Here is a 25,029-nt window from a genome sequence, read left to right on the forward strand (position 1 = left end):
CCGATGATCGGAATGGATCGCCGCACCGGCCAACCGCTGTCCGGGCTCGACCATCTCCGGCAGTCCATTGGGGACATCCTCAGCACGCCTTTGGGCAGCCGACGGATGCGGCCTGGATATGGTAGCCAGGTCCGGCGCTTTGTCGACCTGCCGGTTAACGCTGGCTGGAAGAGCGCGGTGCAGGCCGAGGTGGCCCACTCGCTGGGGCGCTGGGAGCCGCGGCTAAAGCTCGAACAGGTGCAGGTCGTTGCCGTCGTCGGCGGTCGCATCGACTTCAAATTAACCGGTGAATACCTGGGCGAACGCCTGTTGCTGGAGGTGTCGGCATGAGCACGGTGGATTTATCGGCATTGCCGGCGCCGCAGGTGCTGGAGTCCTTGGACTACGAGGCACTGTACGAGGAAGGCATGGCAGCCTTTCGCGAGTACATGGGCGACAACTGGTCGGCAGCCCTGGAGAGCGACCCGGTGGTCAAGCTGGTGGAGCTGGGGGCGTACGGCAAGATGCAGAACCGGGCGCGGGTCAACGACGCGGCCAAGGCGCTGATGCTGGCTTACGCCGAAAAAGAAGACCTCGACCAGCTCGCGGGCAACGTCAAACTGCAGCGTTTGGTCATTCAGCCGGCCAACCTGCTGGCAGTGCCGCCGGTTGAGGAGGTCAAGGAATCGGACGACGCCCTGCGTGAACGCATCCAACTGGTGTACGAAGGACTGACCACTGCCGGGCCGCGTAACAGCTACATCTTCCATGCGCGCAACGCTTCGGCGCTGGTGGCGGATGCGACGGCCGAAAGCCCTTCGCCGGCAGTCGTGGAGGTGACCGTGCTAAGTCTGAACGGCAGCGGCCAGGCCGATCAGGCGCTACTTGACGCGGTGTACGCCAAGCTCAGCGACGATGATATCCGCCCGGTGGGCGACCGCCTCACTGTGCAGAGCGCCGAGATCCTCAACTACCGGATCGATGCCGTGCTGCACATGCAAGGCGCCGGCCCGGAAAACGATGCGATCCTCGCCGAAGCCACCAAGCGCCTCGCGGCCTGGATCAATCCACGCAAGCGTCTGGCCCTGGAGGTTGCTCAATCCGGGGTCGATGCCCAGCTGCATATCAGCGGTGTCGGCCGGGTCGAGCTGCGTGACTGGGTCGACCTGAAACCCACTAAAGCCCAGGCGGCGTATTGCACGGGCTTTAGCGTTGTCCTCGGGGGCTCGACATGACCAGCTTGCTCCCCCTGAACAGCACGCAGCTGGAGCGCGCCATCGAGGCCGCCTTGGCTGAAAAGACCGAGATCCCGTTACGCACGCTGTACAACCCCGACACCTGCCCGGCGCATCTGCTGCCGTGGCTGGCCTGGGCCTGGTCGGTCGACCGCTGGGACAACAAATGGTCGGAAGCGGTCAAGCGCTCGGCCATCCGCTCCGCGTTCTACGTGCACGCGCACAAGGGCACCATCGGCGCCTTGCGCCGTGTGGTCGAGCCGCTGGGTTACCTGATCGAGGTTATCGAGTGGTGGCAGACCGTGCCGCTTGGCGTGCCAGGCACCTTCGCCTTGAAGGTGGGCGTGCTGGACACCGGCATCACGGAAGAGATGTACCTGGAGCTCGAGCGTCTGATCGATGACGCCAAGCCCGTCAGCCGGCCGCTTACCGGGCTGGCAATCAGCCTGGAAACCCAAGGCCTCATAAACATCGGAGTCGCCCTCTACGAAGGCGATGTAATCGACGTGTACCCACCGGTTCAGCGTGACATTGAAGTCACGGGCTACATCAGCACGGTCGGGCGCGAACACAGCATAGACACTCTGGACGTTTACCCATGATTGATCGCAACTCGCAATTTATGGCGATCCTCACCAACGTGGGGGCCGCGAAGCTGGCAAATGCCAATGCGTTGGGCATTCCCTGGAATCTCACCGCGTTGGGCGTTGGCGATGCCAACGGCACCGACCCGATCCCCAGTGCGACCCAGACCAAGCTGATCAACGAGCAACGCCGAGCGCCCCTGAATCAACTGCGCGTTGACCCAGTGAACGCGGCGGTGATCATCGCGGAGCAGGTGATCCCGGCGGATATCGGTGGCTGGTGGATCCGCGAGATCGGTTTGTACGACTCGGACGGTGACCTGGTTGCCGTTTCCAACTGTGCGCCAAGCTTCAAGCCGGCGCTGGATCAGGGGTCAGGCCGCACGCAGATTGTGCGGATGAATTTCATCGTCTCCAGCATCGCCAATATCGTGTTGAAGATTGATCCAGCGGTGGTGCTGGCAACCCGTGAATACGTGGATCTCGCAATCACCGAGGCGATGAACAAGCAGGACTTCAAGCATTCTGTTGTGGCGGCGACCACTACGGCGATTGCACTCAATGGACCGCAGACCATTGATGGCGTGCCTGTGGTTGAGGGCAATCGGGTGCTGGTAAAAAATCAGGTCCAGGGTAAAGCCAACGGCATCTACGTGGCTGCCAGCGGCGCCTGGGTGCGAGCGCAAGATGCCGACGCCAGTATTGAAGTGACACCGGGTTTGTTCGTGCACGTCGAGAAGGGCACAGACAATGGCGACAGTGTATGGCAGTTGGTGACTGATGCGCCGATTGTACTAGGCACCACTGCGCTGGCCTTTGAAATGGCGGTGGGGCGCACGGGCGTCAGTGCGGGTGCTTACACCAAGGTAACGGTCGATAAGAACGGGCGCATCCTGGCGGGTTCCAATCCGACTACGCTTGGGGCGTATGGAATTAACGATGCCTATACCAGCGCACAAATGGATGCGGCGCTGAACTTAAAGGCTGACAAAGCGACGACGCTGGGTGGCTATGGCATCTCTGATGCCTATACCAAAACGCAGGTTAACTCGCTTGTCGCGTCCGCTACTGAGGCTAATCAGGGGACGGCAAAGGTTGGCACTCAGGCCCAGGTAAACGCCGGAACTGATGACGCAGTTTTTGTCACACCTAAGAAACTGCGTGGTGGTTTCTTGATCATGACCGGGCCAGCTGGCTGCATCGCTTTTCCGTCCTGGCTTGGTGGGTTCATCTTTTTATGGAATACCGGCGTTGCGGTCAGCGTTGAGGGTTCCCAGGCAATTGCATACCCAATTTCGCTCACTGAAAGTGTGTGGATTCACCATGTGTCGACCCACATCGAAGCTGACAACACTGCTGCCAATTCGAGCTTTCAAACGACAGGTGCGCCAGGGCTTTCGAGCTGCCGCGTATATATGCAGGCCATGAATAACTCGAGTTACGCCGTGGCCCCTAAGCTCTTTTTGCTGGGACGTTAACCCTATGAAATTGTTCTATAGCGCAGTAGCTGGCGGCTTTTTCAGCAGCCAAATCAGCGGAAACAATGTGCCTTCGGATGCCACTGAAATCACCTCTGCCGAGCATGTGGCATTGCTGAATGGGCTACGTGAGGGGCGCCTGATATATCTGGATGACAGTGGCCGGCCCACGCTTGGTGATATCCCAGTCCCGGTTGGCCCCGATCTGTCGGCGAAGGAGCGCAACTGGCGCGACCAGGTCATGTTAGCGGCAATAGGCCTTCGTGATCGTCATCGGGATCAGCTTGAAATTGGGGGAGCAACCACGCTGAGTTCGGAGCAGTACAGCGACCTGCTTGTGTACATTCAAGCCCTACGCGACTGGCCGCAATCGCCATACTTTCCGGACACCGATCATCGCCCCATAGCTCCAGCCTGGATCGTCGATCAAACCGAATAACGCCCCGCACTGACGGGGCGTTTTCTTTTGCGTACCACGAACATCCCACGGCCTCGCTTACGCGGGGCTTTCTCGTTTCTGGAGTTCAATCATGAGTGGATTCTTTCACGGCGTTACCGTGACCAATGTCGACACCGGCGCGCGACCTATCGCTGTGCCGTCGTCGTCCATCATCGGTCTTTGCGACACCTTTACCCCCGGCCCCGACGCCAGTGCGTTGCCCAACCAACTGCTGTTGATCACCCGCGAAAGCGAAGCCATCGCCGCCTGGGGCGCTGACGCGGCCATCACCAAGGCGGTCCAGGCCATCTACGTGCGTTCCAAAGCGGTGATCGTCGCTTGCGGTGTGGCGAAGGTGGAAGACGCCGCCGCCCAGACCTCGGCCATTATCGGCGGCGTGCTGGCAAACGGCACGCGTACCGGCATGCAGGCGTTGCTCGATGGCAAAAGCCGTTTCAACGCTCAGCCGCGTTTGCTGGCCGCGCCCAAACACACCGCGACTTTGCCGGCTGCCACGGCACTGGTGGCCCTGAGCGACAAACTGCGCGCCATGGCAATCATCGACGGCCCCAACACCACCGACGAAGCGGTGATGGAGTACCGCGAAAACTTCGGCAGCAAGCGCGTGTTTCTGGTCGACCCTGGCGTGCAGTACTGGGACACCGGGAAAAGTGCCACCGTCGATGCGCCGTGTTCGGCCTGGGTCGCCGGGCTCTTCGCCTGGACCGATTCGGAGTACGGCTTCTGGGCCTCACCATCGAACAAGGAGTTCGTGGGTGTCACCGGTACCGGTCGCCCCATCGAGTTTTTGGACGGTGATGAAACCTGCCGGGCCAACCTGCTCAACAACGCGCAGATCACCACCATCATTCGTGATGACGGCTACCGCCTGTGGGGCAACCGCACCTGTTCCAGCGATCCGAAGTGGGCGTTTGTCACCCGCGTGCGGACCATGGACATCGTCATGGACGCGATCCTCTACGGCCACAAATGGGCGGTCGACCGCTCGATCACCAAGACCTACGTGAGCGACGTGACCGAGGGGCTCGGCGCGTTCATGCGTGACCTGAAAAACCAGGGTGCGGTGATCAACTTCGAAGTGTTCGCCGACCCCACGTTGAACACGGCCAGCCAACTGGAACAGGGCAAGGTTTACTGGAACATCCGCTTTACCGATGTGCCGCCGGCAGAAAACCCCAACTTCCGGGTCGAGGTCACCAACCAGTGGCTGACCGAAGTGCTCGACACCAACACCTAAGGAGAACGCCTGATGGTTCCGCAAACGCTTTACAACATGAACGCCCATATCGACGGCGTCAGTTTTGCCGGGGATATCACCAGCTTCACGCTGCCTAAGATGACCCTGAAAACCGAGGTGCATCGCGCAGGGGGCATGGATGCCCCGGTGGAGATGGATCAGGGCATGGAGAAACTTGAGGCCAGTTTCGCCGGTAAAGGTGTGCGCCCTGAGGCCATGAAGTTTTACGGCCTGGCCGATCAGACTGCGTTCAACGCAGTGTTCCGTGGTTCCTTCAAGGGCCAGAAAGGCGCGACCACGGGTGTTGTCGCCACTGTCCGAGGCATGCTCAAAGAGGTAGATCCTGGCGATTGGAAGGCCGGTGAAGCTGCCGAGTTCAAGTACGCCGTGGCCTGCAGCTACTACAAGCTAGAGGTCGCGGGCCGGGTAATGTTCGAAATCGATCCAATCAACTGCGTCCGGGTTATCAACGGTGTCGATCAACTCGCCAGCGTCCGCCGCGACCTGGGTATGTAAGGAAGCCGTTCATCATGAGCACACTGAAAAAACTGCCTACCTGGCTGACCGTCACCGCCGAGAGCGCCGCTATTACGCTGTCTCGGTCGAGCGAGATCAACGGCGTCATGGTTGACCGTCTGACACTTCGCTCTCCCACCGTACGCGAAGTGCGTGCCGCCAATGCCACCAGCGGCGGCGATGACGAACTGCGCGAGATGCACCTGTTCGCCTCCCTCTCGGAAGCCGGCACCAAGGATCTGGAGGGGCTCAAACTGACGGACTACCAGCGGTTGCAGGCCGCTTATTTTCGCCTGGTGCAGGACGACGGGGTTTAGCGCCGAACTGCAGAAGAAGGTCGCGAAACGCTTGGCTGCGGAGTTCTCTTTTGCAGCGGGCGAAATCGAGACCATGCCCTTTTCCACGATGATCTGGTGGCTCACGGACTGAGCCCCGCATCCCGGCCCGGAGTAATCCCATGGCAAATAACCTGGCGCTCGGCCTGGTCATCGGCGGCGTCGTCAGCTCCACGGTCGGCGCCGCCTTCAAGGATGTTGAAGGCCGCATCAAGAAGCTTGGCGAAACCGGCACCAAGGCCCGCGTGCTGCAGAGCACCATCGGCGACACCATCCGCCTGCGTGACGAATGGAAAAAGGCCCACGACACCGGCGCCGCCTCGGCCGGTGACCTGCTGAAAAAGCTGGAAGGTAATCTCAAAAGCTTGAAAGAGCAGGGCATTGAGGTCGGCAAACTGCGCAAGGAATACCAGGCCCTCGGCCAGGTAGCGCGGGGCGCTGAACTCAAGGCGCTGGGCCACACCCAGATCCAGCAGGGCAAAGAGGGAATGAAAAGCTCCCTCGGCAAAGCAGCGGCGCTCACCGCATCGCTGGCGATTCCGACCAAAGTCTCCGGCGATTACCAGGCGCAGATCCGCCAGATGTCGCTGTGGGCACACACCGCCGGTACCGGCGATGAGGCCGAACTGGCGGCGAGCATCAGCAAGGTCGCGGCAGAGAAGGGCATGAGCCAGCAACTGCTCGCGCAGTCGGTCGGCGCCCTAATCGAAAAGGGTGTTGATTGGGATGTGGCAACGTCCTACGCCGGGCAGATTGCCGACCTGATCGACGGCCAGGGCATGGAGCCCGACACCATCGCGACCCTGATCAATTCCTTCAAGGAAGCGGGGGTAAAGCAGGGCGACATGGCGGCGATGCTGGGACAAGTGGCAGCGGCTGGCGACATCGGCGCGTTCGGGCCCAAAGAGATGGCCAAGTACTTACCGGCCATGCTTGGCAACATCAAGCGCCTGGGCATGGAAGGCCCCGAGGCGGTGCGCTTCCTCGGTGCCAGCCTGCAGTCCCAGTTCTCGCAAACCCAGGATGCGGCTGCTGCGGCCACCAACATGAACAACTTGCTCAACGCGGTGATCAGCAACACCAGCCAGGAACGGTTTGCCAAGGAAGGGTACGACCTGGCCGGCTCAATCCTCGCCGCGACAAAAAGCGGCAAGGCGGCCAACCCGGTCGATGCGTTCATCATGCTCAGCGAGCAGTTGATCAAACGACAGGACCCGGCCAAGGCCAAGAAAATCGAGGCACTCAAGGCCAAGATCAAAGGTTCGGTGGACGGCAGCGCAGAGGAAGCGCAGGCCATGATCGCCCTGACCGAAGCGGCAGGGCTGGCGAACATCGTCAGCGACCAGAGCGCCAGTGCCGGCCTGCTCGCGCAGATCAAATACGGCGACAAGATCAAGGCCGACATGTCGACCATTGAAGCCACGGATGGCAAGGCCAAGATCGAGGCGGACGCGGCGAAGGCGCGGGAGACGTCCAACAGCAAGTGGGCGACCGCAACTGCCGGCATTGAATCGTCGATGACGCGTATCGGTGATGCCGTGCGGCCGCTGACGGACATTGCGGCAGATGGACTAGCGAAGTTGGCATACGGGCTTGGGGAGTTGGCTGGAAGGTTTCCAACGGTGATCAGCGGGGCCACGGTGTTGGCAGCTGGTGTGGTCGGCCTGGGCGCTGCTATCAATGCGATCAAGATCGGCAAGGGACTGATGAACGTTGCCCGTGGCTCGCTGATGGGCAACCCGAATGTGATCCAGCGGGTGTTTGTCACCAACCCGTCAAGCGGTGCCGGCGGGCTCGACGGTGGTGATGGTAAGCGACGGCGTGGCAAGGGTAAGCGTGGTCGGGGCTCGAAGGCCCCGACTTCCAGTCCTGTGTCTGCTCCTCCAGTCGAAGTGGTCGCCAGCAAATTCTCCCCGCAAACCATGGCTGGTAAGGGTGTTGGGTTTGCCAAAGGTACAGCGCCGTTGGCGTTGATCGAGGCTGGCCTGATAGCGGCTGATACTTACCAGAATGCCACGACCCGCGATGAAAAAGCCGAAGGCTACGGCAACGCAGCCGGAACCTTGGCCGGTACGCTGGCCGGTGCTGCAGCTGGTGCCGCGATTGGTTCGGTGGTACCTGTGATCGGCACCGTTGTCGGTGGGCTGATCGGCGGCTTCCTCGGTAGTTGGGGCGGCGGTGAGCTGGGCAGTGCGGTGGGCAAGGCTGCGTTTGGTGGGCCGGAAACACCGGTAGAACGCTTGGCTCAGCCCTCGCCGTTGCTGCTGCAGAAGCCCAGCGGGCCAGGCACGTCAATGCTTGCGAAATATGCGCCGACACCGGCGACTGGCCCACTGATGGGAGATGTCGCTCGTTCGCTGGCGACGGCTCCATCAGCGGCGACAGTACCTGCATTGCTCAGTGCCGGCGCCGCTGCGAAGGCAGATCCCCCGCGAATTGACCAACAATGGCAGTTTTCCCCGACTGTGGATGTAACGGTGCAGGGCGACGTCAAGGATCCACGGCAACTGGCGCAGGAAATGATGCCGCACATGCGTCAGCTATTTGAGGAATTCAGCCGGGAGCAAGGGCGGCGCAATCTGTTCGATGCCCCACACGTTTAAGGAGTTGTCATGGCTTACATGGAGCAACTGCAATCCGGCTTCAAATCCCTGGTCCAGGCCGGGGAGGCGGGCCGGCACAGCATCGACGGCATGATCGGGCCGGTGAACGGCGCCATTGGCGAAATCACCGGGGCGGCTGATGAGCTGTCCAGCATCCCCGGTGTGCCACCAGGTGTCGGCGAAAAGCTGCAGCGGGTGATGCGCGGGATTAGCGCGGCGCAGTCTAAGGTCGGTGAAGTACTGTCGACTTACAGCAAAGCAACGCGTGCGATCACGGCGATTGATGAGCGCCTGGGCACCTTGAAGGAACAGGCCGTCCGGGCCAGCACCGCCATTAACCAAATGGCTGGCAAGGTCAGCCCAAGCCTGGCGAATATCTTGCCCACTAGCGCCCTGGCGCCGAATGCAACCCCCCTGGCGGAAGCGGTCAAGCCGTTCCCGCACTTGCTGATCCTGCGACCGCTGCAAACCAATGCCCAGCCGTTCTACTTCAACCTGGACACTGCGGCGTTCGACGAGCTGCGCCGGCAGACGGAGTTTCGCTGGGCCTCGCAAGAGCGCCTCAGTCGTCGGCCAGCACAGCAGGCTGTGGGGATGGGGGAGGAAAAACTCAGCCTCAAGGGTGCGATCTTTCCCACGTTCAAAGGCGGGCTCAAGCAACTGGATACGCTGCGTTCCATCGGTGGGCAGTTGCTGCCGCTGAACCTGACCACCGGCTACGGTTTTGTCTTGGGCACCTGGTGCTTACGCAACCTGGAGGAGGAGCAGGGCGCGTTGCTGGCTGGCGGAATTCCGCGTAAGCAATCCTTTAGTTTGGAGTTCACGCGTTATGGTGATGATATGCAGAACGTCTGATGGCGACCTGCTGGATACCTTGTGTTACCAGCATTACGGGCATTTGAATGGCACGGTCGAGGCTGTGTTGGCGGCCAATCGCTTGCTAGCGGATGAACCGCAACCGTTGCGCACGGGGTTGCTGATCACCTTTCCTGATCTGCCTGAGCCTTTAGATGAGCAGGTGCAGCTGTGGGACTGATAGCTCGTTGCCCATAAAATCGGCGCGCTGATAGACTCCCTTGCTTATTTGCATGCGTGGAGTCTTCTATGGAAAGAGTCAGCGAAATTCGGCTGGTCAAACGGAGTTTTTGGGGCGAGCTTAGCTATCGGTCAAACTGGTTTATCTTCGGTCTGATCGCTTGCATTCTTTTGGCATTCATTCCGATTGTCGGTTGGGTCATGGCTGCCGGCGTGTTCCTGGCGATGGTGTGGAAAACCTTCGGCCTCAGGGAAAAGCAGAGGGTTGGGGATTGCCCTGTGTGTACCCAGACGCTGTTGATTGAGCCCAAGGTTGAAGGGATCGACTGCCCTGTTTGCCAAAGTTACGTTGAGATCAGTGACAATCGTTTAATCGTCGAGGACTGACATCCTCACTCGCAACACCCCTTCAAGCCCTGCCATCGTGCGGGGCTTTGTTGTTTTTGGAGGTTTACTTTTGAAGCCAATCTTTCGGATCGTCGCTGATGGCGCTGACATCACAGCGCTGATCAATGACCGTTTGCTGTTGCTGCGCACCCTCGACAAGCCCGGCATGGAATCGGACGAGTTCGAACTGCGCATCGACGACCGTGACGGTGCCGTATCCCTCCCCAAAAAAGGGGCAGCGATACAGATCTACCTGGGCTACGACAGCAAAGCGCTGGCCCGCCTGGGCCGCTATACGGTCGATGACATCGAAGTCTCTGGCCCGCCGGACACCCTGGTCATTCGTGGCAAAGCCAGCGACATGCGCGGCAGCGGCAAAACGACCCGCAGTGGCAGTTGGGAGAATGTGCCGCTGTCCAAGATCGTCAGCGACATTGCCGCTCGCAACGGCTGGAAGCCTGAATGCCCCGTCGCCACGGTGGTGCCTCGGGCGGATCAGTTAAGCGAATCGGACTTCAACTTCATCACCCGGCTCGCCAAGGATCACGACTGCACGGCCAAGGTCGCCGACGGAAAACTGTTGGTGCTGCCACGCCAAAGCGGGCAGACCGCCAGTGGCAAGAATCTGCCAGCGATCACCATCCGCCGCAGTGACGTCAGCCGCTGGCAATTCCGTTTCACTGACCGCACCACACAGAAAGCCGTCAAGGCCAAGTACCAGGACAAGAAAACCGGCGAGCTGGTTAACCTGACCCTGGACAACGACGATGCGCCTGCAGGGCTGCCGCCCGTTCATACCGACCGGCATATCCACCCGAACAAATCCGCCGCCGAGCAGGCCGCCAAGGCCCGCCTCGCCGCGTTTAACCGCTCGACTGCTGAGGTTCGGCTGGAGATGGTCGGGCGTACAGATCTGTTTACCGAGCGGCAGATCAATGCGCAGGGCTTCAAGGACGGCTTGGACGGCGAGTTCCTGGTCGACTCGGTTGAACAGGTGTTCACCCAGTCTGGCTGGAGCACCACCGTGGAATGCAACGCAGGGAAGAAGGGTAAGGCCAAGGCGGCCGGAAAGAAAAAGAAGAAGTCCAAAGAGGTCAAAGTCCTGGAGCTGTAACGGGCCGTACCTGCTTCACCACCCGCCGCCATTGAGCGGTCTTTTTTTGCCTGGGAAAAAGCGATGTCCATCACCGAGCAACAACTCCAACGCATCATGCCCAACGCCCGCCGCCAAGCGGGCGTTTTTGTATCCGCGCTAAACGCCGCCATGACCAAGCGCAAGATCGACACACCGAAGCGCCAGGCGGCCTTCCTTGCCCAGGTCGGCCACGAGTCCGGCCAGTTGCAGTACGTGCGTGAACTGGGGGGCGATCAATACCTCAGCAAGTACGACACCGGACCGCTGGCTGCCAAACTGGGGAACACGCCTGCCGCCGATGGTGACGGCCAACGCTATCGCGGCCGTGGGCTGATCCAGGTCACCGGGCATGACAACTACCTGCGCTGCAGCTTGGCGTTGTTTGGTGATGAACGATTGCTGCGCACGCCGGAGCTGCTGGAACTGCCGCAATGGGCGGCAGAGTCGGCGGCGTGGTTCTGGTCCGTGAACGGGTTGAACGCGCTCGCGGACCAGGAACAGTTCAACACCATCACCCGCCGGATCAATGGCGGGCTCAACGGCCTGGAAGATCGGCTGCAGCTGTGGGCCAGGGCGAGGGCGGTGTTATGCGTCTCCTCCACCTGATCCCCGCGCAGTTCCGTATCGCTGCCGTCGCTTTGCTGCTGGTGATATTGGCCTTCGGCTCTGCCGCATTGGCCTGGACCGTTCAAGGCTGGCGTTGCGGCCAACAGCTGGAGCGCCAGGGCAGGGTGCATGCGGACACGCTCAACGAGCTATCCCAAGCCTCTGCTGCGCTGCAGCGTGCCGAACAGGACAAACGCCTGGCCCTGGAGCAGCGTCTGCAGAGCAACGATGAAACCCACCACAAGGAATTGACCGATGAGCAAACCAAGCAGGCTCGTCTGCGTGATCGCCTGGCTACTGCTGATCTGCGGCTGTCAGTCGTTCTCGCCACCACCGAAACCACCAGCGGCTGTTCAGTGCCAACCACCACCGCCACCGGCCGCGTGGTTCATGGCCCCGCGAGAGCCCAACTTGACCCAGCGCATGCTCAACGAATTATCGGAATCACCGATGCCGGCGACCACGGATTGATCGCCCTGCGGGCCTGTCAGGCCTACGCAAAAGAAGTCTCTACACCGAAGTAAAAGGAGCGGCCGGGCAGGATGCGTCAACATCCAGCCCGGCCACCTTCCCCGCAGAACGTCCCTGCAAGTCCAGCCAAGGCTCCTGCTTCGTGCACAAAGCGGAGCGAGCCTAGCACTGTTTATTCATACAGCAAAGGTCTTGCTTTTATATGTCCACACCCATCATCCCTTGGATGGGCGGCAAACGCCGCCTGGCCGACCGCCTTATCCCGCTCTTCCCACCTCACGAATGCTACGTCGAAGTGTTTGCCGGCGGAGCTGCGCTGTACTTCATGCGTCCCCAGGCCGCGCCGGTTGAAGTCCTCAACGACATCAACGGCGACTTGGTGACGCTATACCGCGTAGTACAGAACCACCTGGAAGAATTCGTGCGCCAGTTCAAGTGGGCGCTCAGTTCTCGGCAGGTGTTCGAGTGGCAGAAGATGACCCGCCCGGAAACCCTCACCGATATTCAGCGTGCAGCCCGTTTTTTCTATCTGCAGCACCATGCGTTTGCCGGCAAGGTTACGGGGCAGACGTTTGGTACTGCGACTACTGGCCCGGCCATCAACCTGCTGCGGATTGAGGAGAACCTGTCTGCTGCGTGGCAGCGGTTGTCCGGTACCTACGTCGAAAACCTGAGCTGGCTTGAGTGTGCCGAACGCTATGACCGTGAGCACACGTTCCACTACATGGACCCGCCTTACTGGCAGACCGCTGGTTATGGTGTGGATTTTCCCTTTGAGAATTACGAGCGCATGGCCGACTTTATGCGTCGCTGCAAAGGCAAGGTCATGGTCAGCATCAATGATCACCCGGACATTCGGCAGGTCTTTAAGGGCTTCCATTTTGAAACGGTCGATATTCGCTACAGCACTACAAACCAACGGCAGGGAAGGGCCGATGTCAGCGGGGAATTGGTGATCATGAACTGGGAGCCAGCCGCGCTAGGGGGGCTGTTTTGATGGTGGCTATATTCGATCTGATGGCTTGCTATGTGTTTATGGTAGAGCGTTACTGTGGTCACGCAAACGAAGGATGAACCCCATGGAAACTGCTGCCCACCACTTGAATGTCCTCCCCTCTCAGCTTCTTGCAGCAGCCTCGCGAGGAGAGATTGACCTTAACGAGTTGGCGGCTGTTGTGCTGGCTGGCCGTGGGCTTGATCACAATGCAACCTGGGTAGGCTTCCCGGCGGCCGCTCAACTGCTCGAGGAGTACTTGCAGGGCTAATCATCCTTTGAAGATAACGGGAGCAGTAGCTCGGCTCCCTGATGCTTCACGCTCCCTACCGCTCTACCAACGGCATACCATTCAAAATCCTCGGTTGGCTGGCAGCACTCAGCCGCTATCTCTTGAGCGCGCTCTGGCGCAAGGCGTGGATCCAGCCACTCCCTGGCATGCTCAGGCGTCAGCACCAATGGCTTGCGATCATGGATATCCACCATTCCTTGGTCGCTGGCGGCGGTGATTATCACGAAACCGTCTCCTTCGTGGGGCTCCAGGCCAGGGCTCACTTGGGCGAGTGCCCCGAAAAACATAGGTTTCTGGCTTTTCAGGCGAATGAAGTAAGGCTGTTTCTTCTTCGGATTGTCGGGGTTTTTGACCCACTCATACCACCCCTCGCTCGGCACCACGGCTCGGCCATTCGGCCACAGTTGCTTGAAGAATTTGCCGGTGGTGACCGTCTCCACACGGGCGTTGATTGGGTCAGGGCGTTTGCCCTTGGCCCAGAACGGCGCCCATCCCCATCTGACTGCATCGATATGCAGGCCATTCTCTGCGGTGTGCAGCACTTGCACCCGTGTCGTTGGAGCGACGTTGTAGCGATTGATCGGCACGGCGTCGTACCCACTGAATAGTTCTATTTGTGGGTTTAGCTCTTCGATGAAGATCGCCATCCCTTCGTACTGTACAAATCGCCCGCACATGCGCGGCCCTCCATTTGTCGAAATTTCCCACAGAAAAATTGACCGCAAGCGTCCTACAAAGTTAACTGTACATTCGTACAGTATATGTAAAAGGCGCCGTCATGAGCTTTACCATTTTAGGTCCTATCGCTGAAGTCGGCGCGAAGCTGCCGTTGTGCTCGTTCCAGGTGCCCGCCGGCTTTCCGTCGCCGGCAGCGGATCACATCGAACAGCACATCTCGCTGGATGAAGTTTTGAACATCCGCGCGCCGCATGTGTACCTGGTAGCTATCACCGGAGAAAGCATGCAAGGCGTCGGGATCTTCGATGGAGACCTCGCCGTGGTGGATCGTGCCATTGAGGCTATACATGGACATGTAGTGGTGGCACTCCTGAACAATGAGCCTGTATGCAAGCGCCTATGTAAGCGCGGCCAGGAGGTGGTGCTGCTTTCCGAAAACCCCAAGTTCCCGGCACGCTACGTTCTTGAAGGTGACGAGCTTTCGATCTGGGGTGTGATCACTAGCACAGTGCGCAGCCATGTCTAAGCAAGAGCCGACCTTCGCACTGATCGACTGCAACAGCTTCTACGCTAGCTGCGAGCGCGTATTCCGGCCCGATCTGGCGAAGGTGCCCATCGTGGTGCTGAGCAACAACGATGGTTGTGTCATCGCCCGTAGCTACGACGCGAAGCCCTTCATCAAAATGGGTGAGCCGTATTTCCAGATTAAGCACAAGCTCAAGCAGCACGGCATTGTCCCGTTCTCCTCCAACTATGCGCTGTACGGCGACATGAGCGAGCGCGTGATGAGCCTGATCGAGGCGATGGTGCCAGCAGTCGAGGTGTACAGCATCGATGAGGCGTTTGCCGACTTGACTGGTATCGCTGGGTTGGATGCATTGGGTCGGCAGATTCGCGCCCAGGTGGTTCGCTGCACAGGCATCCCGGTCGGTGTTGGTATCGCTCACACAAAGACCTTGGCGAAGCTTGCAAACCACACCGCGAAGCGCCTGCAGTCCCAAACCGGTGGGGTGGTCAACATCACTGATCCGGTTAAGCGTGACTGGGTGCTGCGCAATACGGACGTGGCGGAAGTTTGGGGCGTAGGCCGCAAGATGAAACTCCACCTCGATGCCATGGGTATCAAGTCGGCCATGGACCTGGCTAAGGCCGACCCGTGGACACTCCGTAAGAAGTTCAGCATTGTGATCGAGAAGACGGCCAGGGAGTTGGGCGGCACGCCTTGCCTGGAGCTGGATGAGCCGGATCCGCCAAAGCAGGAGATCTGCTGCAGCCGCATGTTTGGCAAGCGGCTGACGGAGCTGCCGCCTATCAAAGAGGCGGTGGCCACCTACATGATGCGTGCCTCTGAGAAGCTGCGCGCCCAGGGATCGCTGTGCAAGAAGGTGCGGGTGTGCATCCGCACTGGCATGTTCAACCCAGAGGAGGCGAAGTATGCCAATGGGGTGGTGGTTGATATGCCCTACCCCACCGACGACGTGCGACTGCTGATAAAAGCGGCTGTTGATGCGGTCGACCGTATTTATCGGCCAGGCTTCAAATACAGTAAGGCCGAAGTGATGCTGCTCAGCCTGTGTCAGCCTGGCGAGTACACCGATGATCTTTTCGCTACTTCTCAGCCTGCCGAGTCAACCCAAGTGATGACCGTGCTAGACGAGATCAATAGTCGTTGGGGTATGGGAACGCTGCGTTCAGCCAGCGTGCCTAACAATCCAGCTTGGGCAATGCGCCGCGAGATGATGAGTCACAGCTATACAACTAAACTTGATCAATTATGGGCGGTAGCTTGTAAATAGCGGTTGGGATGAGCGAATGGAGGCTGTAGTGGGCCAAGTTTCTCCGGTGCGATAGTATTTATTTCAATTGTAGGTGAGCCAGGACAGGATGGAGGATATTGAAACTAGTGGTGTGAGTGACGGGGCCCGAACCCTTGTTGTGAACTTGGACGGGTGATGAGTGTGGTGCAACTATTGACGGATTAAATGCGCGATTTTTGATATGAATTGATTGATAACGAGGTTGGAAAATTCTTGAGCGCGTTCGGGCGGAATTATGCTGTCACTCGTGATGCCCATTGACTGACATGCATGATCGAAAGCGTTGCTAGCTTCTCGCTCTATCAATCGAAATTGACTACGTTTATATATTAGATCGAATCCTTTATTGAGAGCAGCAGCATAAGTTTCATCTGTCAGTGCTTCATTTGACCGTATTAGCTCTAGCTCATTGTCGGATAGATTTAGGTTTACATTAAGTTCGAGTTCAGTAGCGCTTGCGGGATTGAACGCGTAAGTGATATTTAAATCGGGCCCATCATAGTGCTCACTCAGGATAATGACGATCCGTGACATTGAAAAATATTCAACGTAGCCTATTAATTTTTTCCTCTCGGGAAGGCCGACTACGCTTACACAATTAAAAGCATGGGTCGAAGGTCGATTGGATACTAAGTCGCGCAAATAAAAATGAGCGTAGGGTGGCGTTATGGCAGCGCCCTTCAAGTACTGATTCGCCATATCGCAGGACGTAGGACTCACTCCAGCAGCAGCTGCCAGTGCAACCGCAGTTTTGACCATTGAACGGCCGGCTAGCTCTCCACCAAATTGAACAGAAAAGGTCACTGGTGACTCAAGGGGTGTCTCCGTTGCTGTCATTTCGCTCAAAAATGAATTCACATCCAACTTTGAATTCTTTCTAGCTACCTGCTTGACCATTTTGTATGCGGTTGGTTTATCTCTTGCCGATATCTTTATTCTCTGGCCATTCTCACCGGGCTCGGTTCGGTAAGTGGAGTTTGGGATTGTCATGGTGCCGTCTGGAAGCAGGAGATAACTTTCTCCGTCGATAGTCTGAATCTTGATATTGGGCGGAACTCCTCGTTCTCGATCAACACCATGCATCATTGCAATGTGTGAAAACTGCTGCCAAATCTCTGCGTCCCAGCTATCGCCCGAACGGCTATTGCAATCGATACAAATGAACGATCGAATTTTGCGTCGGCCACCGATTGAGTGGGGGATGATGTGCTCGCGAGAATTGTTGGAGCTGTCAATTAGTTTTTCGCAGAGAGCACAGTAGCTATTGTTGTCCATGGTTGTTCTCGAATAGTTTTTTGCTACGAATGCCTTGAAAGAACACCGGGCGACTGCTGTTTAATGGAAGTCTGGATCATAGCCGTCTTCATTGTACTCCTGAATGAGTGACTGAGACGGCCTCACGCCAACCTCAATGTTAGCCCAATCTTTTACGCTTTTTGCCACACCATGGAAGCCGGGAAAGAGTGTTGATCCATCAACGCCAAGTCGTGAGCAAAGATCTAGTAAAGCGGGAGCTTCCTCAACCGGCAAGGTCATTTTGACAATTGGTGTGTGGCTTCCTGTCGTGCTGTAAATCTCTTCAACATCCTCTAGCGCTTCAACCTGATACAAGTCGTCTGGGTTATAGCCTTTAACCTCATGCGTGGTGAATAAACCAGACTGAGCCGCCTGATTTTTGCTCGTTCCCCCTGGAGTCCTAATCACCTTCACTGTTTTCCAGTGTATTGCAGAAGTAGTGTCAAGAGCCCAAATAGCCAGCCTCGGCATCTCCCTGCAATCAATCTCAAGGTTTGCCGATGAGGCAGCGAAATAACAGGCGACAAAGCTTCTTTCAGTCCAGTCTAGGAGGCGTGTGGGCACATCGTAGTGTTGAGCTACGGCCATGATTTCGTAAAGTTGAGTAGATGGCCAAGGAATGTGCGGGCTTTGGAACGAACCCCAACCATCGGCAAGAGTTCCGCTCAATTGTTCGGTGTAACCCGGAACATTTAGCCCTGAGCGATCACAGCCAATCAGAAATCGCCTCAATATCTCCAGCTCAAAGGCCACTTGCCCAGCGGTTGATGCATCAAACACCCTCCTTGGTGAGCCATAGGCGAATGAACCTGTTCCACGCCTGCACACCGATGGTGTCAGCTTGTATTTATCACTTGGCTGACCTCTAAATATGAATCTTCCAGCATCCCAAGTAGGGTTTAGAGGGGACAAATAGTCCAGCAAATGGCGAGCGCTGTGGAAAGGTATTTCTGTTGGTTTTGCCATCGTTCCTTGACTCCACTTTGGTTTGGCGATTTCCAGTCTAAAGGCCTTTTTGCAGGCAGGCTATTGCAGTTCATTCAGGTCTGTGGTCGCCCTTGAAAGGACGTTAAAAGCGGTACAGCACCTATGCCTATTCGCTGAGAGTCAATGCAGTCTTTTGACGCGCTACGGGTTTAGAAGAAAACTCCAAGTCTCAGCGTGGACCTCTTGTAAGGCCTCTACTGAACAGTTTGCTATTAGCGATAGCGGATTGAAGGAAAATTATATTGTTCATCGTGCGGCTTGCCTAACGCGACCGTAAACTCTGGCGTAGAGGCGAGCTGATCAAGAGGTGATTGCTTGCCAATTGCTACTGAAGCTGTCGCACAGCGCATTGCAGGCAGAGCTTGCGGGGGGGGGCGGGCTACGTCAATCCATCATCGGGCGGATCGTTACTGTGGTGCTACGAGCGTCGATCATTGGGGCAAAAATGGGGCAAACCATACGCCAATCTATGCCATCCAATGCCATTTATGCATTTTTGCAACTCGATGCATATAGGGGCTAAGGCCCACAACCACGGGCCTTTCCCCAAAAAACCACCACATACCCCTACACAATCGGGGTGTGGGAGGACAGGTCGGAAGTGTTCTTACTCATCAGATAGTTAGCAAATTCGTTGAAAGGAGTGGGGCAAAGGTGGGGCATTCGGCCCAGCGATTTTGCGATGGCGGCAAGGTTAACACGCAAGGTCGGACGTTCGCAGGCCCGGTAACGGGCATGGCAAATGCATTAATAATGCATATTCCATGCAAAATAGCATTTGCCAATGCTCTAAACCCCCGGCACTATCCGCGTTATGCAAAAACGCAACGTTTCTATCGTCTTAAGAGAGCTACTGGACCGCGACCGGATCTCCCCCACGGAGCTTCACCGGCGTACCGGCGTGCCTCAATCCACCCTCTCCCGGATCCTCAGCGGCAAGATCGTTGACCCGTCGGATAAACACATCTCCCGCATCGCCGAGTACTTTGGCATCGGCACCGACCAGCTGCGCGGACGCGTGGCCCTGGGCGTTTCGCGGGAAGATGCGCGTGATCCGATGCATTCGGAACTCAAGGACATAAGCCTGTGGGACGACGACACCCCCGTGAATGATGACGAGGTGTCGATCCCCTTTCTGCGCGAGGTTGAATTGGCTGCTGGATCAGGAAGATTCGTCATCGAGGAAAGCGAGAAGGCCAGCCTGCGGTTCGGCAAACGCAGCCTGCGGCATAACGGTGTGCAGTTCGACCAGGCCAAGTGCGTGACGGTGCGGGGTAACAGCATGTTGCCCGTGCTGCGTGATGGGGCGACGGTCGGGGTGAACGCGGGCAAGAGCGGCATTGGCGATATCGTGGATGGCGATTTGTATGCGATCAATCACAACGGCCAATTGCGGGTCAAACAGCTCTATCGCCTGCCTTCCGGGATTCGCCTGCGCAGTTTTAATCGCGATGAGCATCCGGACGAGGACTACAGCTTCCAGGACATACAGGATGAGCAGATCAGCATCCTTGGCCATGTGTTCTGGTGGGGCATGTACGCCCGTTAACCTCCTTGTGTAAGACAAAGCCCGCTAATGAGCGGGCTTTTTTTCGCCTGTGAAAAACTGGCAATCCCTTTACCTTCAAGGCTTTAAATGCACTTGCGCATTTGTATGTAAAAATAAATGCATTTGTGCATTGACTGTATATGCATACATGCATATTCTCCATCTCAAGCCAGCCAACAAGGCCTGGTGGAGGCGGCAAGGATGCTGCCAAGGAAGACAGGGAAGGCACGCAACATTGGCAAGGACGCCATCAGAGCGATGGCAAGGACGCCAAGTAACACCGGCAAGGATGCCGACGCTCTTTAATTTTACCGCGTTACAAAAACAGGCAGCGATGAACCGGCCTCAACGGTTCAGAGGGTTGGCAACTGACCCGGGTGTGCAGCGTAAAACACCAGAAGCAGTTATCCGGCAGACAGGGATCGTGGTCGGAAAAACATCGAGGAAAGATCCGTACCGCGCCAGTAGCGCCGAAAGATCGAGGACATCATTACTGAAAAGCCCGGACAACCGGGCTTTTTGGAATGCCTACCTACACATGGAAGTACCTAAACCCCGGCGCGTTGCCGGCATTGCTCAGCCAGGAGGCGTGACATGACAAACGAGCAGCAAGCGTTAGCGGAAATGCCTATCTGGCTGGTGATCGTATTGGCCTTGATCGGCGGGGTCAGCGGCGAAATGTGGCGCGCCGACAAGGAAGGTGCCCGCGGTTGGTCGTTGATACGGCGCCTGGCATTGCGGTCCGGAGCGTGCATGGTCTGCGGGGTCTCGGCCTTGATGCTGTGCTACGCCGCCGGCATGTCGATCTGGACCGCGGGCGCCATTGGTTGCCTCACGGCCATGGCCGGCGCGGATGTCGCCATCGGCCTTTATGAACGTTGGGCGGCCAAGCGCATTGGCGTCAACCGCCCGGATCAGCAGTAACCGCTGCAAGGACGCAACAACATGACACCTATCGAAAAACCCTCCCAACTGCCCTTTGCGATCGGGGAGGCGCTCAAGAGTGCTTTCCCACAATTGCATGTAGGCAATTACCAGGACGTTACCGGTGCTGGCGCTCAAAGCGGCGTGCTTATCAGCATCGAGCGCAATGGCCCCGGCGCTCGGTCCTTTGAAGGGCGCAAGGCACATGCCTTGTCAGTCTCGCTCAAGGCCCTGGTCGCCAGCGGGGCAGCGCCGTTTGACGCCTGCGACCTTGCCAGCCAACTGATGGACCTGGCCGTGGACAACCGTTGGGGCTTGCCGCCGGATCAGTGCGACGTGCCCACCGCGATCGTCGCGGCGCCTGGCGTACTGACCAGCGCAGAAACGGACTACGACACCTGGACCGTATCCTTCATCCAAAACCTCTATATCGGCCCGCCACTACTCGAAGACCCCACAGGCCAGCCGCTGTTTGCGCGCACCTGGGAGGTCTCGGACATCAACGACCCGGACCAATATCGTCCTTTACAGGAGTAGTCCATGTTCGACGCATTACTACGCCTGCAACTGGGGCCGATTGTCGAGCGCCTGGCAGAAATGGAAGCCCAGCTCGAAGACCTGTATCGACGTGCAGAGAGTTTCTGTCGGATCGGTGTATGCCAGGAGGTCGACGCTGCCAGCGCCACCTGCAAGGTCAGGCATGGCGACTTGCTAAGCCCGGCCATCCGTTTCTTCAACCCCAGTGCGGGTGCACAGACTGAAACCCGCATTCCCTCGGTGGGCGAGCAATGCCTGCTGCTCAACTATGGCGGCGGGGAAGGGGGCGCGCAGTCCGTTGCCTTGTTCGGCCTCAACAGCAGTCAGTTTCCGTCGGTTTCCAACGTGGCTTCGCTGACCCGGCGTCGCTATCAGGACGGCACTCAAAGTGACTATGACGATGTCAGTCACACGCTCAACTGGAGCAACGGGCCGACCAGCGCCTGCGGCTCTCGTGAGCAGATAAACGTCACTGTCGGCACGGCCACGCTGGTGCTCACGGCAGACAGCATCACCCTGCAACTTGGCGCCACCGGCATTGTGCTGGATGCCGCCGGGGTGCATTTGAGCGGCCCGGTGGTGGACCACCAAGGCCGTGTGATCAGCAGCGCATAAGGATTTGCCATGATCGGAATCGATAGGAATACCGGGGCAGCCGTCGATGACTGGCTGCAGTTTGTACAGCGTGCCACCCGAGCGCTGACCACCCCCGTGGGTACTCGCCAGAAGCGTCCGTTATACGGCTCGCTGATCCCACAACTGCTCGGTCAAAACCTGGGCGACGACCTTTTGATCCTCGCCCAAAGCCACGCCGCCCAAGCGTTCTACAACGCGCAGAACGGCATCACCGACTTTCAGCCCCAGGTCATCGTCGCCACCCGCCAGGGTGCCGGTGTGTTGCTGCGTTTTGCCGGCACCTGGAAAAACCGCCAACAATCCTTCGAGGTCGCGACATGAGCATGCTGATCCCAGGCCAGAACCAACTGGCGGAGCCGGCGATTATCGCGGTGGATGCGTTCGAGCCTTTACTGGCGGAGTTCAAGGCATTTGTCGTCGATTACGTCGCCACCCGTGCGCCGCACAGCGCGGCCAAACTCAAGGTCAGCCTGGAGAATGAAAGTGAGCTGCTGACCCTGGCCCTTGAGGCGTTTTGTGTGCGCCTGCAAACCCACGAGCGCAAATACAATGCGCGCATCAAGCAGATGCTGGCGTGGTGGGCCACCGGTAGCAACCTGGATGCACGCCTGGCGGATATGGGCCTGGAGCGCCAGGTACTTGACCCCGGCGACCCGGCCGCCTTCCCGCCGGTACCGCCGATTCTGGAGCGCGACGAAGACGCCCGCCTGCGTTATTACCTGGCCCCCCACGCCCCGGCTGCGGGGTCGCGCATGCAGTACCGCCGCGAGGTGTTCACCCTGGGCGAGCGGCCGTCGGTCAAGGTGCAAAGCGCAACGCCTGGCGTGGTCAGCGTCAGCTATACCTTTGCTCCGGACGGCTACGCGGCCCAGGTCAAGGATGGCAACGGACGCCGCTCCGCCCCTGGCGAGGTGATGGTCACGGTGCTTGCGAGGGACGGTGACGGCCGTGCATCTGCCGATTTGCTTGACGGTGTGCGGCGACATTTCGCACGCCCCGATGTACGACCCGAAACCGATCTGGTCAGCGTCCAGAGTGCGCAGATCCAGCACTACAAAATCCGCGTGGTGGCCAAGATCAACGCAGGTCCGGATTCGGGCCTGACCCAAGTGGCCGCGCAGCAGCTGCTGCAAACCTACGCGGACTCCTGCCATCGCCTGGAGGGCCGGGTGGACCCGAGCTGGATCGACTACGCCATCCACAGTGCCGGCGCTGCGCAATTGCAAATCCTTGAACCGCTGGCGCCGATTATCTGCTCGGCGTTCCAGGCCCCGTACTGCACGGGTGTCGAGGTGGAGGTGCGCACGCTATGAGTGAGCCCAAGACAAGTCTGTTACCCGCCAACAGCTCACCGCTGGAAAAGGCCCTGGACCTGGGCTTCGGCCACTTGCTTGAACGCGTCATGCCGCCGTTTCCCGAGTTGATGGACCCAGACCGCACACCTGCGGCGTTCTTGCCCTACCTCGCGGCGGACCGCGCCGTCAGCGAATGGAGCACTAGCGCCCCCGAGGCCGAAAAACGCCTGACGGTCAAACTCGCCTGGCCCACCGCGCGCCAGGCCGGTACGCGCCAGGCCTTGGAAAACGCCGCCAAGGGCCTGCAACTGAGCCCCGACGTGCGGGCCTGGTACGAGCAAACACCGCCGGGCGTGCCCTATAGCTTTGCCGTGCGGGCCTGGACCGAATTGCCCTACAGCGAAACGGTTGATGCCCGACTCGACCACCGCCTGGCCGACGCCAAAAGCGAGCGCGACATCCTGTCGATTTCCGTAGGGCTTAGCGCCACCGGCCGCCACAGCATCGGCGCCGCCACGTTGTGCGGCGAATTCACCACGATCTACCCCAACGTGCTGGCCGGCGTTGAAGCCACGGGCCGCGCGTTTTTGGCGGCTGCTCTCTACAGCGTCGAAACCACCACCCTTTATCCACAGGAGCACTAAATGGCTGACTATTACACCCTGCTCACCGACGCGGGGATCGCCTACGAAACCGCCTGCAAGGCCGCAGGCGTACCGATCAAACTCGCACACATTTCCGTCGGTGACGGCAATGGCGCGGTGTACAACCCGGACGCCAGCGCCAAGGCACTCAAGCGCGAAGTCTGGCGTGGGCCGCTGAATGCGCTGTTTCAAGATGAGAAGAATGCCAGTTGGTTGATGGCCGAAGTCACCATTCCTTCGGATGTGGGTGGCTGGTATGTGCGGGAGGCCGGGCTATGGACGGACACCGGGATCTTGTATGCCATCGTGAAGTACCCGGAATCGTATAAGCCGGTGTTGGCAACGTCGGGCTCGGGGAAAGAGTTTTATATCCGCTCGATTTTCGAGACAAGTAATGCGTCGATTGTGACGTTGTTGATCGATGACACGGTGGTGAAGGCGACTCGGGCTTGGGTGATGGATTACCTGAAGCAGGGGACGTATTCGAAAACTGAGATTGAGGGGTTGATTGCCAAGGCTTCGGCGTTGCCAGTGGGCGCAATACTTGCGTTTCCAGTGAATGAAATTCCACCTGGTTTTCTGGAGATTGATGGCAGCGTTAAAAGCGCGACCGTTTACCCAGATTTAGCTGCGTTTCTGGGTGGGGCTTTTAACAAGGGCGATGAGGGGGCTGGGAGCTTCCGGCTGCCGGAGACTCGTGGGGAGTTTTTGCGTGGGTGGGATCATGGGCGTGGGGTGGATGCCGGGCGAGGGGTTGGTAGCTATCAGAGCGATACCCTGCAGAACATTGTCGGCAATGTTGCAGCAGACCCCGCCGCAGCGTATCAATTTCTAGGCGAGGGAAATCTGACAGCAACAGGCGCATTCGGCGTCACGTACAGAACCGCTTCCGGAATTAACGACGCTTCGACCGTGCAGATGGGCGCAAGCCTTAACTTTGATGCTTCGCGTTCGGTGCGAACATCGACTGAGACTCGCGGCCGTAACTTGGCGGTGATGTGGTGTATCAAGGCATGGAACAGCCCTATTAATCAGGGAAACATCGATATCGCTGCAATTGCCTCTCTTGCATCCCAGGCCACAGAGACCAGCCAAGGCACTGCCAAAGTTGCCACCTCTGCGCAAATGGATGCAGGCATTGATGACACCACTATCGCCACGCCCAAAAAATTGCGGCTCGGGTTTTCTGTAAGTCTCACCACTAATGGCTACGTATCGTTTCCATCCTGGTTAGGTGGAATAGTCCTTCAATGGGGCTACGTTCCAGGAAGCCTCGACGATCTGACTGCGCTTATCTCTTTCCCCCTGCCTTTTCCTAA

Annotated in this window: 30 protein-coding genes; 27 read left to right on the forward strand and 3 right to left on the reverse strand. The window is 58.4% G+C overall.

The genetic code is table 11. From position 1 onward, the window contains the following. The first annotated feature begins 3 nt into the window (after positions 1 to 3). The 17 genes from DYL59_RS02210 (at position 4) to DYL59_RS02290 (ending at position 13,326) form a co-directional block, all read left to right on the forward strand. Positions 4 to 330 carry a GPW/gp25 family protein gene (locus tag DYL59_RS02210; RefSeq protein ID WP_135287688.1) on the forward strand — a complete coding sequence of 109 codons (327 nt, stop codon included), beginning with the start codon at positions 4 to 6 and terminating at the stop codon, positions 328 to 330. Then, entirely contained in the window at positions 327 to 1,214 is an 888-nt protein-coding gene (locus tag DYL59_RS02215) for a baseplate assembly protein (protein ID WP_135287689.1), read from the forward strand. The genes DYL59_RS02210 and DYL59_RS02215 overlap by 4 nt, the downstream gene beginning before the upstream one ends. Continuing rightward, the gene (locus tag DYL59_RS02220; RefSeq protein WP_135287690.1) at positions 1,211 to 1,816 is read left to right on the forward strand and encodes a phage tail protein I; all 606 of its coding nucleotides are present in this window, start codon (positions 1,211 to 1,213) and stop codon (positions 1,814 to 1,816) included. Before DYL59_RS02215 ends, DYL59_RS02220 begins: the two co-directional genes overlap by 4 nt. Further along, on the forward strand, positions 1,813 to 3,276 hold the full coding sequence (locus DYL59_RS02225; RefSeq protein WP_135287691.1) for a phage tail protein: 1,464 nt from the start codon (positions 1,813 to 1,815) through the stop codon (positions 3,274 to 3,276). Before DYL59_RS02220 ends, DYL59_RS02225 begins: the two co-directional genes overlap by 4 nt. A 4-nt stretch (positions 3,277 to 3,280) precedes the next feature. After that, positions 3,281 to 3,715 carry a phage tail assembly chaperone gene (locus DYL59_RS02230; RefSeq protein WP_135287692.1) on the forward strand — a complete coding sequence of 145 codons (435 nt, stop codon included), beginning with the start codon at positions 3,281 to 3,283 and terminating at the stop codon, positions 3,713 to 3,715. Positions 3,716 to 3,806: 91 nt separating this feature from the next. Continuing rightward, on the forward strand, positions 3,807 to 4,973 hold the full coding sequence (locus DYL59_RS02235; RefSeq protein WP_135287693.1) for a phage tail sheath subtilisin-like domain-containing protein: 1,167 nt from the start codon (positions 3,807 to 3,809) through the stop codon (positions 4,971 to 4,973). A 12-nt stretch (positions 4,974 to 4,985) separates the two neighbouring features. Then, entirely contained in the window at positions 4,986 to 5,489 is a 504-nt protein-coding gene (locus DYL59_RS02240; protein WP_135287694.1) for a phage major tail tube protein, read from the forward strand. A gap of 14 nt (positions 5,490 to 5,503) precedes the next feature. Then, positions 5,504 to 5,806 carry a phage tail assembly protein gene (locus tag DYL59_RS02245; protein ID WP_135287695.1) on the forward strand — a complete coding sequence of 101 codons (303 nt, stop codon included), beginning with the start codon at positions 5,504 to 5,506 and terminating at the stop codon, positions 5,804 to 5,806. 140 nt (positions 5,807 to 5,946) lie between these two features. After that, positions 5,947 to 8,427 carry a phage tail tape measure protein gene (locus tag DYL59_RS02250; RefSeq protein WP_135287696.1) on the forward strand — a complete coding sequence of 827 codons (2,481 nt, stop codon included), beginning with the start codon at positions 5,947 to 5,949 and terminating at the stop codon, positions 8,425 to 8,427. 9 nt (positions 8,428 to 8,436) lie between these two features. Next, positions 8,437 to 9,282, forward strand: coding sequence for a phage tail protein (locus tag DYL59_RS02255; RefSeq protein ID WP_135287697.1), 846 nt, complete (start codon positions 8,437 to 8,439; stop codon positions 9,280 to 9,282). Continuing rightward, positions 9,257 to 9,463, forward strand: coding sequence for a tail protein X (locus tag DYL59_RS02260; RefSeq protein ID WP_135287698.1), 207 nt, complete (start codon positions 9,257 to 9,259; stop codon positions 9,461 to 9,463). The genes DYL59_RS02255 and DYL59_RS02260 overlap by 26 nt, the downstream gene beginning before the upstream one ends. A gap of 68 nt (positions 9,464 to 9,531) precedes the next feature. Then, positions 9,532 to 9,849 carry a hypothetical protein gene (locus DYL59_RS02265; RefSeq protein ID WP_135287699.1) on the forward strand — a complete coding sequence of 106 codons (318 nt, stop codon included), beginning with the start codon at positions 9,532 to 9,534 and terminating at the stop codon, positions 9,847 to 9,849. A 70-nt stretch (positions 9,850 to 9,919) separates the two neighbouring features. Next, positions 9,920 to 10,963, forward strand: coding sequence for a phage late control D family protein (locus tag DYL59_RS02270; RefSeq protein ID WP_135287700.1), 1,044 nt, complete (start codon positions 9,920 to 9,922; stop codon positions 10,961 to 10,963). Positions 10,964 to 11,026: 63 nt separating this feature from the next. Further along, complete coding sequence (locus DYL59_RS02275; RefSeq protein WP_135287701.1) at positions 11,027 to 11,590, forward strand: glycoside hydrolase family 19 protein; 564 nt, start codon at positions 11,027 to 11,029, stop codon at positions 11,588 to 11,590. Continuing rightward, complete coding sequence (locus tag DYL59_RS02280; protein ID WP_135287702.1) at positions 11,572 to 12,114, forward strand: lysis system spanin subunit; 543 nt, start codon at positions 11,572 to 11,574, stop codon at positions 12,112 to 12,114. The genes DYL59_RS02275 and DYL59_RS02280 overlap by 19 nt, the downstream gene beginning before the upstream one ends. 149 nt (positions 12,115 to 12,263) lie before the next feature. After that, positions 12,264 to 13,058: a DNA adenine methylase gene (locus tag DYL59_RS02285; RefSeq protein WP_135287703.1), complete on the forward strand. Its 795-nt coding sequence runs from the start codon at positions 12,264 to 12,266 to the stop codon at positions 13,056 to 13,058. Between the two features lie 82 nt (positions 13,059 to 13,140). After that, positions 13,141 to 13,326: a hypothetical protein gene (locus DYL59_RS02290; protein ID WP_135287704.1), complete on the forward strand. Its 186-nt coding sequence runs from the start codon at positions 13,141 to 13,143 to the stop codon at positions 13,324 to 13,326. Here the strand turns inward: DYL59_RS02290 and DYL59_RS02295 are convergent. Continuing rightward, on the reverse strand, positions 13,323 to 14,024 hold the full coding sequence (locus DYL59_RS02295) for an SOS response-associated peptidase family protein (RefSeq protein ID WP_135287705.1): 702 nt from the start codon (positions 14,022 to 14,024) through the stop codon (positions 13,323 to 13,325). The two genes, DYL59_RS02290 and DYL59_RS02295, sit on opposite strands and share 4 nt — an antisense overlap. Before the next feature lie 101 nt (positions 14,025 to 14,125). Between DYL59_RS02295 and DYL59_RS02300 the strand changes: the two genes are divergently transcribed. Further along, the gene (locus DYL59_RS02300; RefSeq protein WP_135287706.1) at positions 14,126 to 14,551 is read left to right on the forward strand and encodes a LexA family protein; all 426 of its coding nucleotides are present in this window, start codon (positions 14,126 to 14,128) and stop codon (positions 14,549 to 14,551) included. Further along, positions 14,544 to 15,821 carry a translesion error-prone DNA polymerase V subunit UmuC gene (gene umuC, locus DYL59_RS02305; RefSeq protein WP_135287707.1) on the forward strand — a complete coding sequence of 426 codons (1,278 nt, stop codon included), beginning with the start codon at positions 14,544 to 14,546 and terminating at the stop codon, positions 15,819 to 15,821. The genes DYL59_RS02300 and umuC overlap by 8 nt, the downstream gene beginning before the upstream one ends. Before the next feature lie 171 nt (positions 15,822 to 15,992). Here umuC and DYL59_RS02310 read toward each other — a convergent pair whose 3' ends face one another. After that, on the reverse strand, positions 15,993 to 17,117 hold the full coding sequence (locus tag DYL59_RS02310) for an HNH endonuclease (protein ID WP_135287708.1): 1,125 nt from the start codon (positions 17,115 to 17,117) through the stop codon (positions 15,993 to 15,995). A 60-nt stretch (positions 17,118 to 17,177) separates the two neighbouring features. After that, positions 17,178 to 18,104, reverse strand: coding sequence for an FRG domain-containing protein (locus tag DYL59_RS02315; protein ID WP_238340589.1), 927 nt, complete (start codon positions 18,102 to 18,104; stop codon positions 17,178 to 17,180). 835 nt (positions 18,105 to 18,939) lie between these two features. Between DYL59_RS02315 and DYL59_RS02320 the strand changes: the two genes are divergently transcribed. The 8 genes from DYL59_RS02320 to DYL59_RS02355 form a co-directional block, all read left to right on the forward strand. Then, positions 18,940 to 19,674, forward strand: a complete 735-nt coding sequence (locus DYL59_RS02320) for a LexA family transcriptional regulator (RefSeq protein WP_135287709.1) — start codon at positions 18,940 to 18,942, stop codon at positions 19,672 to 19,674. Between the two features lie 594 nt (positions 19,675 to 20,268). Further along, the gene (locus tag DYL59_RS02325) at positions 20,269 to 20,598 is read left to right on the forward strand and encodes a phage holin family protein (RefSeq protein WP_135287710.1); all 330 of its coding nucleotides are present in this window, start codon (positions 20,269 to 20,271) and stop codon (positions 20,596 to 20,598) included. Between the two features lie 21 nt (positions 20,599 to 20,619). Beyond that, positions 20,620 to 21,135: a hypothetical protein gene (locus DYL59_RS02330; protein ID WP_135287711.1), complete on the forward strand. Its 516-nt coding sequence runs from the start codon at positions 20,620 to 20,622 to the stop codon at positions 21,133 to 21,135. Between the two features lie 3 nt (positions 21,136 to 21,138). After that, complete coding sequence (locus DYL59_RS02335; RefSeq protein ID WP_135287712.1) at positions 21,139 to 21,750, forward strand: phage baseplate assembly protein V; 612 nt, start codon at positions 21,139 to 21,141, stop codon at positions 21,748 to 21,750. Positions 21,751 to 21,759: 9 nt separating this feature from the next. Beyond that, positions 21,760 to 22,092 (forward strand): phage baseplate protein, encoded by a 333-nt coding sequence (locus DYL59_RS02340; protein WP_135287713.1) that lies wholly within the window; start codon positions 21,760 to 21,762, stop codon positions 22,090 to 22,092. Beyond that, positions 22,089 to 23,084 carry a baseplate J/gp47 family protein gene (locus DYL59_RS02345; RefSeq protein WP_135287714.1) on the forward strand — a complete coding sequence of 332 codons (996 nt, stop codon included), beginning with the start codon at positions 22,089 to 22,091 and terminating at the stop codon, positions 23,082 to 23,084. The genes DYL59_RS02340 and DYL59_RS02345 overlap by 4 nt, the downstream gene beginning before the upstream one ends. Further along, positions 23,081 to 23,710, forward strand: a complete 630-nt coding sequence (locus DYL59_RS02350) for a phage tail protein I (protein ID WP_135287715.1) — start codon at positions 23,081 to 23,083, stop codon at positions 23,708 to 23,710. Before DYL59_RS02345 ends, DYL59_RS02350 begins: the two co-directional genes overlap by 4 nt. Next, on the forward strand, positions 23,711 to 25,029 hold a 1,319-nt coding region (locus DYL59_RS02355), incomplete at its 3' end, for a phage tail-collar fiber domain-containing protein (protein ID WP_238340590.1). It lies immediately after the preceding gene.

Source organism: Pseudomonas kairouanensis (assembly GCF_004682055.1).
GTDB lineage: Bacteria > Pseudomonadota > Gammaproteobacteria > Pseudomonadales > Pseudomonadaceae > Aquipseudomonas > Aquipseudomonas kairouanensis.

Coding starts and splice junctions, on each gene's coding strand:
- DYL59_RS02230 (WP_135287692.1), top strand. CDS start 3,281: ATGAAATTGTTCTATAGCGCAGTAGCTGGCGGCTTTTTCAGCAGCCAA.
- DYL59_RS02340 (WP_135287713.1), top strand. CDS start 21,760: ATGATCGGAATCGATAGGAATACCGGGGCAGCCGTCGATGACTGGCTG.
- DYL59_RS02225 (WP_135287691.1), top strand. CDS start 1,813: ATGATTGATCGCAACTCGCAATTTATGGCGATCCTCACCAACGTGGGG.
- DYL59_RS02285 (WP_135287703.1), top strand. CDS start 12,264: ATGTCCACACCCATCATCCCTTGGATGGGCGGCAAACGCCGCCTGGCC.
- DYL59_RS02210 (WP_135287688.1), top strand. CDS start 4: ATGATCGGAATGGATCGCCGCACCGGCCAACCGCTGTCCGGGCTCGAC.
- DYL59_RS02325 (WP_135287710.1), top strand. CDS start 20,269: ATGACAAACGAGCAGCAAGCGTTAGCGGAAATGCCTATCTGGCTGGTG.
- DYL59_RS02260 (WP_135287698.1), top strand. CDS start 9,257: ATGGTGATGATATGCAGAACGTCTGATGGCGACCTGCTGGATACCTTG.
- DYL59_RS02350 (WP_135287715.1), top strand. CDS start 23,081: ATGAGTGAGCCCAAGACAAGTCTGTTACCCGCCAACAGCTCACCGCTG.
- umuC (WP_135287707.1), top strand. CDS start 14,544: ATGTCTAAGCAAGAGCCGACCTTCGCACTGATCGACTGCAACAGCTTC.
- DYL59_RS02250 (WP_135287696.1), top strand. CDS start 5,947: ATGGCAAATAACCTGGCGCTCGGCCTGGTCATCGGCGGCGTCGTCAGC.
- DYL59_RS02255 (WP_135287697.1), top strand. CDS start 8,437: ATGGCTTACATGGAGCAACTGCAATCCGGCTTCAAATCCCTGGTCCAG.
- DYL59_RS02330 (WP_135287711.1), top strand. CDS start 20,620: ATGACACCTATCGAAAAACCCTCCCAACTGCCCTTTGCGATCGGGGAG.
- DYL59_RS02220 (WP_135287690.1), top strand. CDS start 1,211: ATGACCAGCTTGCTCCCCCTGAACAGCACGCAGCTGGAGCGCGCCATC.
- DYL59_RS02290 (WP_135287704.1), top strand. CDS start 13,141: ATGGAAACTGCTGCCCACCACTTGAATGTCCTCCCCTCTCAGCTTCTT.
- DYL59_RS02295 (WP_135287705.1), bottom strand. CDS start 14,024: ATGTGCGGGCGATTTGTACAGTACGAAGGGATGGCGATCTTCATCGAA.
- DYL59_RS02345 (WP_135287714.1), top strand. CDS start 22,089: ATGAGCATGCTGATCCCAGGCCAGAACCAACTGGCGGAGCCGGCGATT.
- DYL59_RS02335 (WP_135287712.1), top strand. CDS start 21,139: ATGTTCGACGCATTACTACGCCTGCAACTGGGGCCGATTGTCGAGCGC.
- DYL59_RS02315 (WP_238340589.1), bottom strand. CDS start 18,104: ATGGCAAAACCAACAGAAATACCTTTCCACAGCGCTCGCCATTTGCTG.
- DYL59_RS02245 (WP_135287695.1), top strand. CDS start 5,504: ATGAGCACACTGAAAAAACTGCCTACCTGGCTGACCGTCACCGCCGAG.
- DYL59_RS02310 (WP_135287708.1), bottom strand. CDS start 17,117: ATGGACAACAATAGCTACTGTGCTCTCTGCGAAAAACTAATTGACAGC.
- DYL59_RS02280 (WP_135287702.1), top strand. CDS start 11,572: ATGCGTCTCCTCCACCTGATCCCCGCGCAGTTCCGTATCGCTGCCGTC.
- DYL59_RS02275 (WP_135287701.1), top strand. CDS start 11,027: ATGTCCATCACCGAGCAACAACTCCAACGCATCATGCCCAACGCCCGC.
- DYL59_RS02320 (WP_135287709.1), top strand. CDS start 18,940: ATGCAAAAACGCAACGTTTCTATCGTCTTAAGAGAGCTACTGGACCGC.
- DYL59_RS02240 (WP_135287694.1), top strand. CDS start 4,986: ATGGTTCCGCAAACGCTTTACAACATGAACGCCCATATCGACGGCGTC.
- DYL59_RS02215 (WP_135287689.1), top strand. CDS start 327: ATGAGCACGGTGGATTTATCGGCATTGCCGGCGCCGCAGGTGCTGGAG.
- DYL59_RS02300 (WP_135287706.1), top strand. CDS start 14,126: ATGAGCTTTACCATTTTAGGTCCTATCGCTGAAGTCGGCGCGAAGCTG.
- DYL59_RS02235 (WP_135287693.1), top strand. CDS start 3,807: ATGAGTGGATTCTTTCACGGCGTTACCGTGACCAATGTCGACACCGGC.
- DYL59_RS02265 (WP_135287699.1), top strand. CDS start 9,532: ATGGAAAGAGTCAGCGAAATTCGGCTGGTCAAACGGAGTTTTTGGGGC.